This window comes from Staphylococcus lutrae, from assembly GCF_002101335.1.
Lineage (GTDB): Bacteria > Bacillota > Bacilli > Staphylococcales > Staphylococcaceae > Staphylococcus > Staphylococcus lutrae.
On the sequence record NZ_CP020773.1, the window covers coordinates 1,977,969 to 1,990,186 of the forward strand.

At 39.2% G+C, this 12,218-nt stretch carries 13 protein-coding genes; 9 read left to right on the forward strand and 4 right to left on the reverse strand.

Annotated elements, in window-relative coordinates:
* Positions 1-2: 2 nt before the first annotated feature.
* On the forward strand, positions 3-605 hold the full coding sequence (locus tag B5P37_RS09205) for a CPBP family glutamic-type intramembrane protease (protein ID WP_085238458.1): 603 nt from the start codon (positions 3-5) through the stop codon (positions 603-605).
* Between the two features lie 183 nt (positions 606-788).
* Here the strand turns inward: B5P37_RS09205 and B5P37_RS09210 are convergent, their stop codons facing one another.
* The gene (locus B5P37_RS09210; protein WP_085237936.1) at positions 789-1,199 is read right to left on the reverse strand and encodes a YolD-like family protein; all 411 of its coding nucleotides are present in this window, start codon (positions 1,197-1,199) and stop codon (positions 789-791) included.
* A gap of 142 nt (positions 1,200-1,341) precedes the next feature.
* On the opposite strand from B5P37_RS09210, the gene B5P37_RS12175 reads away from it, so the two are divergent.
* The 4 genes from B5P37_RS12175 to B5P37_RS09225 all read left to right on the forward strand — a co-directional run bounded on the left by B5P37_RS12175 (position 1,342) and on the right by B5P37_RS09225 (position 3,323).
* Positions 1,342-1,614: a GNAT family N-acetyltransferase gene (locus tag B5P37_RS12175; RefSeq protein ID WP_240622359.1), complete on the forward strand. Its 273-nt coding sequence runs from the start codon at positions 1,342-1,344 to the stop codon at positions 1,612-1,614.
* Between the two features lie 155 nt (positions 1,615-1,769).
* Positions 1,770-1,919 carry a hypothetical protein gene (locus tag B5P37_RS12180; protein WP_240622360.1) on the forward strand — a complete coding sequence of 50 codons (150 nt, stop codon included), beginning with the start codon at positions 1,770-1,772 and terminating at the stop codon, positions 1,917-1,919.
* Positions 1,912-2,562, forward strand: a complete 651-nt coding sequence (locus B5P37_RS09220; RefSeq protein WP_085237937.1) for an ABC transporter ATP-binding protein — start codon at positions 1,912-1,914, stop codon at positions 2,560-2,562. The genes B5P37_RS12180 and B5P37_RS09220 overlap by 8 nt, the downstream gene beginning before the upstream one ends.
* A complete protein-coding gene (locus B5P37_RS09225; RefSeq protein WP_169710800.1) occupies positions 2,562-3,323 on the forward strand; it encodes an ABC transporter permease in 762 nt (253 codons plus the stop codon). The genes B5P37_RS09220 and B5P37_RS09225 overlap by 1 nt, the downstream gene beginning before the upstream one ends.
* 178 nt (positions 3,324-3,501) lie before the next feature.
* Here the strand turns inward: B5P37_RS09225 and B5P37_RS09230 are convergent, their stop codons facing one another.
* Complete coding sequence (locus tag B5P37_RS09230; RefSeq protein WP_085237939.1) at positions 3,502-4,440, reverse strand: 1,4-dihydroxy-2-naphthoate polyprenyltransferase; 939 nt, start codon at positions 4,438-4,440, stop codon at positions 3,502-3,504.
* Positions 4,441-4,613: 173 nt separating this feature from the next.
* On the opposite strand from B5P37_RS09230, the gene B5P37_RS09235 reads away from it, so the two are divergent.
* The 4 genes from B5P37_RS09235 to menB are packed head-to-tail and all read left to right on the forward strand — an operon-like array spanning position 4,614 to position 9,248.
* Positions 4,614-5,972, forward strand: a complete 1,359-nt coding sequence (locus B5P37_RS09235) for an isochorismate synthase (RefSeq protein ID WP_085237940.1) — start codon at positions 4,614-4,616, stop codon at positions 5,970-5,972.
* Positions 5,965-7,635, forward strand: a complete 1,671-nt coding sequence (gene menD / locus B5P37_RS09240) for a 2-succinyl-5-enolpyruvyl-6-hydroxy-3-cyclohexene-1-carboxylic-acid synthase (RefSeq protein ID WP_085237941.1) — start codon at positions 5,965-5,967, stop codon at positions 7,633-7,635. Before B5P37_RS09235 ends, menD begins: the two co-directional genes overlap by 8 nt.
* Entirely contained in the window at positions 7,622-8,413 is a 792-nt protein-coding gene (menH, locus tag B5P37_RS09245) for a 2-succinyl-6-hydroxy-2,4-cyclohexadiene-1-carboxylate synthase (protein ID WP_085237942.1), read from the forward strand. The genes menD and menH overlap by 14 nt, the downstream gene beginning before the upstream one ends.
* Before the next feature lie 16 nt (positions 8,414-8,429).
* Positions 8,430-9,248: a 1,4-dihydroxy-2-naphthoyl-CoA synthase gene (menB, locus tag B5P37_RS09250; RefSeq protein ID WP_085237943.1), complete on the forward strand. Its 819-nt coding sequence runs from the start codon at positions 8,430-8,432 to the stop codon at positions 9,246-9,248.
* 219 nt (positions 9,249-9,467) lie between these two features.
* On the opposite strand, the gene B5P37_RS09255 is transcribed toward menB, so the two are convergent.
* A complete protein-coding gene (locus tag B5P37_RS09255) occupies positions 9,468-10,649 on the reverse strand; it encodes an aminotransferase class I/II-fold pyridoxal phosphate-dependent enzyme (RefSeq protein ID WP_085237944.1) in 1,182 nt (393 codons plus the stop codon).
* A 121-nt stretch (positions 10,650-10,770) separates the two neighbouring features.
* On the reverse strand, positions 10,771-11,775 hold the full coding sequence (locus B5P37_RS09260; protein ID WP_085238459.1) for an acyltransferase family protein: 1,005 nt from the start codon (positions 11,773-11,775) through the stop codon (positions 10,771-10,773).
* Positions 11,776-12,218: the final 443 nt, after the last annotated feature.

A 12,218-nucleotide genomic window follows, 5' to 3' on the forward strand; every position in this document is an offset into this window, starting at 1 on the left:
ATATGAAAAAAATCAGCAAACCGCTACTTTGGTTTATACTCAGCTTTATTGTTTTCCACATTCTTCTATCGTTGTTGTGGGGAGAGCAGGAAGTTTATTGGCAACTCTACACAGGTATTATGTTAATCGCAGGGATTAGCTATGTCTTTTATCAAAGAGATTTTGCTTCAAAGCGTTTATTAACATCTATTGCGATTGGATTGGCAACGGGGGTGGCACTCGTACTCGTACAAGTGATTTTTTCTTGGATGACATCAAGTCTCACATATCCTTCACTGATTAAGCAATTATCTGCGACAGGGGTATATTTTAAATGGCAAGTGCTCGTTACATTATTATTTGTCATGCCTTGCCATGAGCTTTATGTACGTACAATTTTGCAAAAGGAAATGCTACGCCTTACTTCGAAACCATGGCTTGCTGTATTTTTGAGTGCGATTTTTTCAGCGTCATTCTTTATTTATTTGGATCAATGGTGGATTGTAGTCTTTATCTTTATTTGCCAGTTGTTGTTGGGGGCGAGTTATATGTATACACGTCGAATCATTACAACAACGGTTGCTCAAATTGTAGCGGTGGTCATTCTATTGATTTTTCATGGTTAAATTTAACACAGTAAATGTGACTGGATTGTTGCATTTACTGTGTTTTGCGTTGGCTGTGAATGTGTCGGAAATGTTGGAGAAAATAAAAAAATTCAAATTGATGACCCATTTATCCGAAATATGGGTATAGGATATCATTAGGAAAAGTGGTTTAAAAAGTATGGTTTTTCCTTATGATCACCGCTATTCAATTGCGTACAGTTCATTTAATCCGATGACGACTTGATTTGTTCGTTTTTCATTGGTGAGTAGGAGTTCATTATTTAACATATCGATGCTTGCAATATAACCTTGAGCGGTGTGGATATGTCCATTACGCCAATAACGAATGTAGCTGTAAGCATTTTTAGCAATTTTGAAATGTAAGGTTTGATTCATTTCGATGAATTGGTCTTCACTTAGGAGAGGGCGGTCAATTTTAAGTTGTTGTTGTTCGAATTGTTTGATGGCTTCAAATTGTTCGGGTAGTGTAGCAAAAGGCGCCCATTTGACGATACCTCTCCCTTTAGGTATGCGTGCATTGAGATACTGCCTAGGAATTTTTCGATAATCTGTTTCACATTGATATGCTTTAGGAAGCGTTTGATCTTGCATAAAAATCACCTCCACTTGATTATAGAACATATGTTCTGTTTTGAAAAGTATGAAGCAAACATTTGTGTTTAAAAGGAGATGTTTTTAAAGATGATGTTAAATAGGCTGAAATATGAATGGTCTGATGAAAAGGTGGATGCGTATGATTAGGAAAGCGACGCCTCAAGATGCACATGCGATTGCACAATTAACGTATATCATTTGGCAAGATATGGATCTTGAAATCGTCCAACGTTATCCCGCAGACCTTGTCATAGATGCGGTGATGAGAAGTACCACTGAAGTCAAATATCGGACGCATATTCAACATGTGGATGTTTACGAGATAGAAGGACAAGTGGCGGGGATGGGAGTGTGTCCTATCCGGGTCAGTGCGAAGCAGATTATGAGCAAGCATGGCGACAGTTATCGTTAGAGCGACCGCTGTTATTGCAACATGGAACGCCACTCCCTCAAATGGAAGCGGAGCACGATGATTTTTATATTGAAGCGGTTGCGACTTTCCCGTAATATCGGGGGCGTGGGATTGCGACAAAATTGATCAATCATCAGTTGTGTACAAAACCAGAAGTGACGTGGGCATTGAATTGTGATGTGCATCATACAGTGGCGCATCAATTGTATCAGAGGTTAGGTTTTCGAGTGTGCCTGCAAAAAGAACGCTATGGCCATCGTTATCACTATATGACATACCGAAATGGAGAGAAAATACATGCTTGAATTAACGAATGTGAGTTATCAAATCGCGCAACGCCATATTTTGAAGCAAGTGAATATTCATGTTGAAAGTGGTGAAGCAATCGCAGTGGTTGGGCCTTCTGGAAGTGGTAAGAGTACTTTGTTAAAAGTGATTGCAGATTTGTTGAGCCCGACTGAAGGTGATTTGTGTTTTAAAGGTAAAAGTTACGACCAGTATAAACCAGAAATGTTAAGGCAACATATCAGTTATTTACCACAAAGTGTTACATTACTTAGTGGAACGATTCGAGATAATTTAGCTTTTCCGGCACAAGTGCGTCGTGAGCCTTTTGATAAAGCAAAAGCCAAATCATTAATGGCGAAGGTAGGATTGAAAAAGTATCGACTGTCGGATAAAGTGCAAAATATGTCCGGGGGCGAGAAACAGCGTATTACAATTGTACGCCAGCTCATGTTTACACCTGATTTGCTCATGCTCGATGAAGCGACGAGTGCATTGGATGATAAAAACAGTCGTCAAATTGAAAAGCTTGTATTTGATTTAGTAGAAAAAGGGATGTCTGTATTGTGGATTACACACAATACCGATCAAAGTCAGCGGCAGTTTCATCGTAAAATTGAAATACAGCATGGATCGATAGCAAAGGAGGAGCGATTGATGTGATGAGCACCACTTCTTTATTACTGACGTCTTTATTATTGTTCATTCCTATTATCGTCTCATTCAAAGAAAAGTTACATATTGCGAAAGATCTGATCATTGCCGCGATACGAGCGGTGATTCAATTGGTGATTATCGGATATTTACTAGAATTTGTATTTAAATTAGAACAAGTGTGGATTGTACTTACCTTGATTTTAGTGATCATGATCAATGCGGCTGCGAATACGAAAAAGCGTCAACCCGTCGTTGTGAAGCATGCCTTTTGGATTTCTTTGGCAGGTATTTTGACAGGCGCAACCTTGTCTTTAGGTGGTGTGTTATTAACAGGGGCGATTAATTTTACTCCAAATGAAATCATACCTGTAGCCGGTATGGTCGGGAGTAATGGGATGATTGCGATTAATTTAAGTTACCAAAATTTAAATCGCATTTTTACAAAAGAAACAGATATGATAGAGGCTAAACTCTCTTTAGGTGCGAGCCCTGCAATTGCGGCCAAAGATGCGATTCGGGAAAGTATTAAAGTGGCGATTGTCCCGACGATTGACTCAGTAAAAACATACGGTCTCGTATCGATACCCGGTATGATGACGGGGATGATTATCGCAGGTGTGCCACCGATGCAAGCGATTAAGTTTCAGTTAATGGTCGTCTTTATTCATACGACGGCAACGATTGTTTCAGCATTAGTGGCAACCTATTTAATGTATCGTCAATTTTTTAATCCGCGTCACCAACTCATTCAGGTCTCAGAAGATTAGAAAACAATCATGAAACAAGGGCGAAATGAAAGGGATGTTTTGTATCTGTTCAAATGAGGGTGGTAGAATGAGATAGAAATAGTATATAATTTAGTGTAATAGCGGATTAAAAGGCGTAAAAAAATCGAAGTCTTGAATATGAATCAAGACTTCGTTTCAACGGTTATTCGCTTAAAAACTAGACGCCGCCTAACAAGGCACTGATATAAATACCAAGTGCATATAACACGCCGAATAAGGTATTGGTTTTCCCAGCAGCGGCCATCGCAGGCATCATGGTTTGCGGTGTATCGTTTTTCTGGAAACGGCGATACACTTTAACGGGTAATGGGAAGCTGAGTAATGCGAGTAAGTAGAACAGCGACCCCCCATCTTTGAAAAATGCAGTATAAACGACAAAAAGGTAAGCAATTGCATAGAATACCGCTAAAAAGAGGAGTGATCCTCGTTTACCTAATAAAATAGGCAATGTACGTCTACCACTTTGACGGTCTTTAACACGGTCACGAATATTGTTCGACATGTTGATTAAACCAATTGTGATAACGATAGGAATACTTATCCAAAAGGCGTAACTTTGAAGTTGACCGGTTTGTATGTAAAAAGCGATGACGACAATAATCATTCCCATAAATACACCTGAGAAAAGTTCTCCTAAAGGTGTCCATGAGATTGGAAAAGGACCGCCAGTGTACAAATATCCTATGGCCATACATAAAAGACCGACTGGAATAAGCCAAAAAGAACTTTGGATTGCTAAGTAAAGTCCGAGTATTGCGGCAATCACATAAAAAATAATGGCCAGCTGGAATACGTGTTGGGGTGTCATGCCATTTCGGACAATTGCACCACCAATACCCACGGACTCGTGGTCGTCTAATCCTTTTTTATAGTCGTAGTACTCATTGAACATGTTCGTTGCTGCTTGAATAAGTAAACATGATAACAACATAGCGATGAATAATCCAAAATGAAGGTGGTCCTCACTGCCCAATAAAAAAAGTTTCGCCGTGGCTGTTCCCACTAAAACAGGAACCACTGACGCGGTTAACGTATGAGGACGCATGAGTTGCCAATATTTGTGAAACGTTGAATGTTTTTCAAATTGAGATGTCATGTAAGTCAACCTCTTTTTTATAATATTTATATTACATTGACATTATAAAAAAGTTCTTCTATGAAATCAATAATAATGTTATGGAAAAGACACTTGGGCATACATTCTTCTGTAAAAATGTTAGAATGTAATAATGGAAAAAACTTGATTATGATGAAAGAAGTGAGTATGGGATGAGTGTTGATGTCTGCGAACAGGCAATCATCGACGCGGTACAACAAACAAAGCAACAATGGGTCTCAGTTGAAATCAAGCTTGATCAACCGATAGATCCTATTACATTGTTTGATATGTCAAAAAAAGATGCAGGAGATCGTTTCTATTTCCGTTTAAATGATAACGAAACCTCGTTTTTCGGATACCGTGTTGCAACAAAAATAAAAAATGATTTCACAAATAAACGCTCAATTTTTAAAGAATGGGAGAAGTTTAAAAATAACATTGCGTTAATTCATCCTGATTCTGAACGCCATCATTTACGAATTTGCGGAGGTTTCCAATTTTCGAACAAACGCATGGGGGACGAATGGCGTCGTTTTGGTGTGAATCATTTTATTTTGCCTGAAGTTTTAATCTCGCAAGTCAATCAAGAGACGTTTTTGACATATACTGTTCAGAAAGAAACGTTTTCGATTGAGCAATTTAATAAATTAGTTGATAAATTAAATCATTTAACACGCGTGGAGGTCCAAAACGTTACACCTCCGCATATTAAGCGTATTGAAGATATTTATAAAGATGAGTGGGAGGCATTGGTTGCAGCCACAACAGAAAAATTGGCAGATGATGAAAAAATTGTCCTTTCGCGTCGGCGTATGATTCAATTTGATGTAGATATCGAGATTGGTGCAGTGTTACATCGTGCGCTCAAAAACGAAAAAAACAGTTATCTGTTTGTTTTAGAATCAGAAGAGGACATTTTTATTTCTCAAACACCAGAGCAATTATTTAGAGTGACAGCAGGCACGTTGTATACAAAAGCCGTTGCAGGAACGATTCCAAGAACGAATGATGAGGCGCAAGATCAAGCGCGCATTGAGGCATTGCTGAAAAACAAGAAAAATTTGATCGAACACGATATTGTGGTTGAGAGCATATTAGAAGATATTCGACCTTTTATTCAATATGCCAATTATAATCGTGAGCCTCAAGTACTTAAAAATGATCATTTGTATCATTTATACACAGAAATTGGTGGACCGTTAGCCCATTCTTCTTACATTGAATTGATAGACGACTTACATCCGACACCTGCTTTAGGAGGATATCCTAAGGCGCGTGCATTAGACTACATTGAAGCCCATGAATTCGGAGCGCGTGGATTGTATGGTGCACCAGTAGGGATGATTGATATGTATGATGACTGTGAATTTATAGTTGCAATTCGTTCGATGTTAATGAATCACCAACAAGCCTTATTGTTTGCTGGTGCGGGGATTGTTAAAGATTCAAATGCGGCAGAAGAAGTTGCTGAAACCGCATTAAAATTTAAACCGATGATGGTAGCTTTAGGGGTGAATGAATATGACTAATCAGCGCTTTCTAACAGAACAAGTCTTTCATTTTGTATCAGAATTATATGCCTATGGATTGCGCGAGGCGGTCATCAGTCCTGGCTCACGTTCGACACCTTTAGCTTTAGCATTTGAGTGTCATCCCGATATTCAAACATGGATTCATCCTGACGAAAGAAGTGCTGCTTTTTTCGCGCTCGGTTTGATGAAAGGGAGTCAACGTCCAGTGGCACTGGTTTGTACTTCGGGAACGGCTTCTGCCAACTATGTACCAGCCATCGCAGAAAGTCATATTAGTCGATTGCCGTTAATTATTTTAACGAGTGATCGACCACATGAATTAAGGGGAGTGGGTGCACCTCAAGCGATCGATCAAGTCAACATGTTTCAAAATTATGTGCGTTTTCAATTTGATCTTCCTATTGCAGATGGAACGGTACATACGTTGGAAGCGAATGACTTTCAATTGCAAAAGGCGAGTCAGTTCTTTGACGGTCCTCATCAAGGGCCCGTTCATTTTAATTTACCATTTCGTGAACCATTGACACCTGATATTTCTCGACAAGATTTGTTAACGTCACATACGTATGCACGTCCACATTATCAAAAAATGATGGATTTCAGTGCGATTCTTCCTGTACTTAAGCAATCTAAAGGCTTGATTATTGTAGGGGATATGCAACATCAGGATATTTCCCAAATTTTAACGTTTGCAACGATTTATGATTTGCCAATACTCGCCGACCCGTTAAATGGGATACGTGCGACACAACACCCGAATGTGATAGGCACTTATGATTTATTGTTGCGTGGCGGCCTTGAACTGAAAGCCGATTTCGTGATTCGTGTTGGTAAACCAGTCGTTTCTAAAAAGTTAAATCATTGGTTGAAAACGACGGATGCGACACAAATTTTAGTACAAAACAGTGTGGATATTGACGCATTTCCTAAAACGCCGGATTACTACTATGAAATGTCTGCCAATGACTTTTTTAGATCTTTAGGAGAGATTCCTGCTGCGTACAGAAAAATGTGGTTACGCCAATGGCAAAGTATGGAAGAACAAGCGCGTATAACGATCAAAGCACATCAAAAGTCGGCAACGGATGAAGCGGCTTATGTGAGCCGTTTGTTGGACAAATTAAGTGCGGATGATGCATTGTTCGTCAGCAACAGCATGCCTATTCGTGATATAGACAATCTATACATTGAACATCAAGCGCGCATTTATGCTAATCGAGGAGCGAATGGGATTGACGGGGTTGTTTCTACAGCTTTAGGGATGGCAGTTCATCAAAAAGTGACGCTTTTAATTGGCGATATTGCTTTTTATCATGATATGAACGGGCTTTTAATGTCAAAATTAAATGATATTCATATGAATATTGTCCTGTTAAATAATGACGGTGGTGGTATCTTTTCATATTTACCACAAAAGGAAGGCGCGTCTGATTATTTTGAACGTCTATTTGGTACGCCGACAGGTTTGGATTTTGAACATACAGCAATGCTTTATCATTTTAATTTCAAACGTTTTCAAGACTTGCAATCGTTTGAATATAGTTCATTAGAAACGATGACATCTACTTTATTTGAAGTCATTACAAGTCGTGAGGGCAATTACGAAGCGCATCAAAAGCTATACCAAAAATTGGGAGAAGTGGTCAATGTTACATTATAATTGGTACGAAGCGCAAAAAGATACAAAAGATGTGCTCGTGTTATTGCACGGGTTTATAAGTGATCAACGTGTTTTTGATGCCCATATTCAACCGTTATCGAAAGAAGCACACGTGCTATGTATAGACTTGCCGGGGCACGGTCAAGATGATACATCGTTAGAAATCACTTGGGACTTTGACTTTATCGTAGCGCAATTGCATCAAGTCTTCAGTTTATTTCCATCCTATACGATTTACTTACATGGCTACTCAATGGGGGCACGGGTGGCATTATATTATGCATTGAAACATCCAGATTTTCTGGCTGGGTTGATATTAGAGAGTGGTTCGCCGGGCATTCAAGATGAACGTGCACGTATCGAGCGCCAACAAGTCGATGCCGCGCGTGCACGTGTTTTGGAATTGGCCAACATAGAAGTGTTTGTTAATGATTGGGAACAATTGCCATTGTTTCAGACACAGCGATTTTTACCTGATGCCCAACGCCAGGACATCCGTCAACTGAGACTTGCGCAACACCCACAGCGCTTAGCAAAGGCTTTACGAGATTATGGAACAGGTCATATGCCTAACCTATGGCCTGAGTTGTCTCGTTTAAAATGCCCTGTGCAATTGATTGTAGGTGAATGGGATGAAAAGTTTGTTCACATTGCTCGGGAGATGGTCAATCACTTAACACAAGTTGATCTATCTGTTGTTGCACAAGTAGGGCATACGATAAATGTGGAAGATGCGGCTAAATTTGATACAATACTATTAGCGTTTATAAAAGCTTAACTAGAGGAGGTCGACCATGGAGAGACAATGGGAAACATTAAAAGAATATAAAGAAATAAAATATGAGTTTTTTGAAGGGATAGCGAAAGTGACTATCAATCGTCCCGAAGTACATAATGCGTTTACACCGAACACAGTCCAAGAAATGATTGATGCATTTACACGTGCAAGAGATGATGCGCGTATTGGTGTCATCATTTTGACAGGTGAGGGGGATAAAGCCTTTTGTTCAGGGGGAGATCAGAAAGTGCGCGGACATGGAGGGTATGTCGGCGATGATCAAATCCCACGTTTGAATGTATTGGATTTACAACGTTTGATTCGCGTGATTCCTAAACCTGTCATTGCCATGGTTAAAGGCTATGCGATTGGTGGTGGCAACGTCTTACAAGTGGTATGTGACCTTACTATTGCGGCAGACAATGCACGTTTCGGTCAAACAGGGCCAAAAGTAGGATCATTTGATGCCGGTTACGGTTCAGGTTATTTAGCACGTATTGTCGGCCATAAAAAAGCACGTGAAATTTGGTATTTGTGTCGTCAATATGATGCCCAACAAGCATTGGATATGGGGATGGCAAATACAGTTGTTCCACTCGCAGATATTGAAGATGAAACAGTGCAATGGTGTAAAGAAATCATGCGTCATTCACCGACTGCGTTGCGCTTCTTAAAAGCCGCAATGAATGCGGATACGGATGGTTTAGCTGGTTTACAACAATTTGCGGGAGATGCGACATTGCTGTATTACACGACAGACGAAGCCAAAGAAGGTCGGGACGCGTTTAAAGAGAAGCGTGATCCGGATTTTGATCAATTTCCAAAATTCCCATAAAAATCAATGACCGTGCAAACGAGCACAATTTAACACAATAATTAAATCGAGTGAGCGATATGATTGATATGCCCCCTTCAAAGTATTCATTTTACTGTTTACTTTGAAGGGGGCATATATCCATTCATTGTGACTTGTTTGTTTTTTCCGCGAGCATAAATGGAAGGGATATGCACAAACATGTACGCTGATAATCGTATGGTATGACATCACGATATGTTAATTTCGCGTCACTATAGATGAGGGATAATACGTAGACAAGTATTGACGTAGCCGCTTCATGCCTTCTCTTAATAAAGCCATGTCATAAGCATATGAAATGCGAACGTAACCTTTACCCAAATCAGTGAATGAGGAGCCAGGAACCATTGCGACCCCAACGCGTTCAAGGACATCTACACAAAACGAAAAGTCGTCATCGGTAAACTGTTGGATATTAGGGAAAATATAAAACGCACCTTGAGGAACCCCATCTAATTGGAACCCCATTGCCTCTAATTCAGAAATCAAATAGTTGCGCCGAGCAATATAAGCGTCGTTCATCTTTTTAGGTGCATCAACGGCATCACGTAATGCAGCAATCGTTGCCATTTGAGCGGGCACATTGGCACAAATACAGTTATAAGCATGCATAAATGTTAACTGGTCGATTAAATATTGTGGACCTGATAGAAAACCAATCCGTATCCCAGTAGCTGAATGTGATTTACTTAAACCGTTAATGAGTAATAATTGATCACGAATACATTCAAACTGTGCGAAAGAGGTATGCATCTGTCCGAAAGTGTTTTCAGCATATATTTCATCACTGATGAGAAATATAGGGTAAGACTGTATGACTTCGACAATCGCTGCAACTTCTTCACCTGATAAGATGGCACCCGTTGGATTGGAAGGATAGTTGAGTAGTATCGCACGAGAACGAGGTGTTATGTGTTGCCGAATTGCTTCAGGTGTCACTTTAAATTCGGTATCACGGGTATCGATTAATACAGGAATCCCGCCTAATGTTTGAATTAAAGGGATATAACCGGCATACACAGGACCTGGTAGTAAGATTTCATCACCTGGATTAATGATACAGCGCAACGCAGTGTCTAGTGCTTCAGATGCGCCATTCGTAATGATGATTTCTTCCGGATCATAGTGAACCTTAAAGCGTGATTGATAATAAGTTGCCACGGCCTCACGGGTATCCAAACGGCCTTTATTATGGGAGTAAGTGGTGTAATTGTTTTTAATAGCATCTTGGTAGGCTGCTTTAACTTCATCTGGCATATGAAAGTCTGGTTGACCAATCGTTAGATTAACAACATCATCTATTTGACTTATTTTGCTAGAAAATTGTCGAATGCTTGGTGCTTTGAGTTGTTGTGCGTGCGTATTGAGTGCTAATTTCATGTCATCACGTCCTAAAATAAAGAAGTTAACATTTAGGATAACATGAGCGTGACTTTAAAATCTAACCTAAAGTGACACGAACATTTATTTTTATCGACTAAAGTTAACTTCTTCATGTTTTTTAATAAGGTTTGAATGCGGAAGGGCGTTGTAAATTGACAAATGGATTGGTCCATTTCGCTATAAAATGGGTAGACCATAACCATACGATAAAACCAGTCAGTACAAAATTATAGATGAGCCCTAGCCATGGTTGATCAATGAATGGATAAATTTGATGACCACGAATCACCCCAATAAAAATACCGTGTAATAAGTATACGTACATTGTTCGAGATCCAATATAAGTAAAATAATGATGCGTTCGAGGGACTAAATTGAGGAAGGCCCCCATTGTCATAAAAATGATGACGTATAAACATAACCGTTTCAGTGGACTATAGATTAACTCAATCCCCTCAACTTGCTTGTACGGTGAACTTGCAAGCAACCAGTCTGCATCGATAGGGTGGAAGAGATAGAGAATAAAAAAGCCGATTAAAATCAGCACAGAAATAGGCATGAAGCGTCTCAGTTGTACGTAATGGTTCAATCTCGTATCTATGATATAACCGATGTAAAAGACTGGGAAGAAAACGAGCGTGCGAGACCAACTCATATAGCCGTTGACGTTCGTTGAGAATCCTGCTAACACAGCTACTAAAATGGCAATCGGTAATACATAGATGGGTTTAAACTGACGAACGATGACAATAATAACATTAAAGAAAAAGAGCGTGAGTAAAAACCATAACGCGAATACAGGATCAAATGGATCTAAGTCTAATGAACTGTTTTTGCCACTTACAAAGTAATAAACTGAGAAAAAGGCAAAAAAGATAAGATAAGGGCCTAACAGTTTTTTTCCTACCTTTTCGATATAGCCAGCACGACCCACATGGTGGGCAAAGTAGCCTGAAATGAAAAGAAATGTAGGCATATGAAAACTATAAATTAATAAATATAATGCGTTAATCGCTGGATGCGTATCAACATAAGGGCGAATTAAATGCCCAAAGACAACTAAAAAGATTAAAATTGCACGTGCATTATCAAAAAATGCGTCTCTCTTTTTTTGATGTGCCACCATAATGGTCTGACTCCTTTTAACAATATCAACATTAATGGTATTATAAAACTTTTTACTAATGCAAAGAAAACGAATAATATACATGAGTGATGAAGGAAGAGAAGTGATACACCACCGCCTCTTGTCGTATCAGAATTTAAATCCAACGACGCCTTTATGAAACATGCATTCACCTTATGATACCCCAATCGATTACATTTCATGTAGCTGATGATTGATTTGATTATTTATGAAAGAAATCTTAAAATAAAGTTTGCAGTGATAGGTAATCATATAAAAGCGGCAACATTGGAAGTAGGTGTGGACGGTGTTTGACAATCTACCATGTATTATCTATTTTATTTAGACAAGATTTATGGTAAATTGAATAGCATATATCTACAAATCGCTTCTTTATAAATATCATCAAACTTAGGAGAATGTTGTTATGTCACATCATA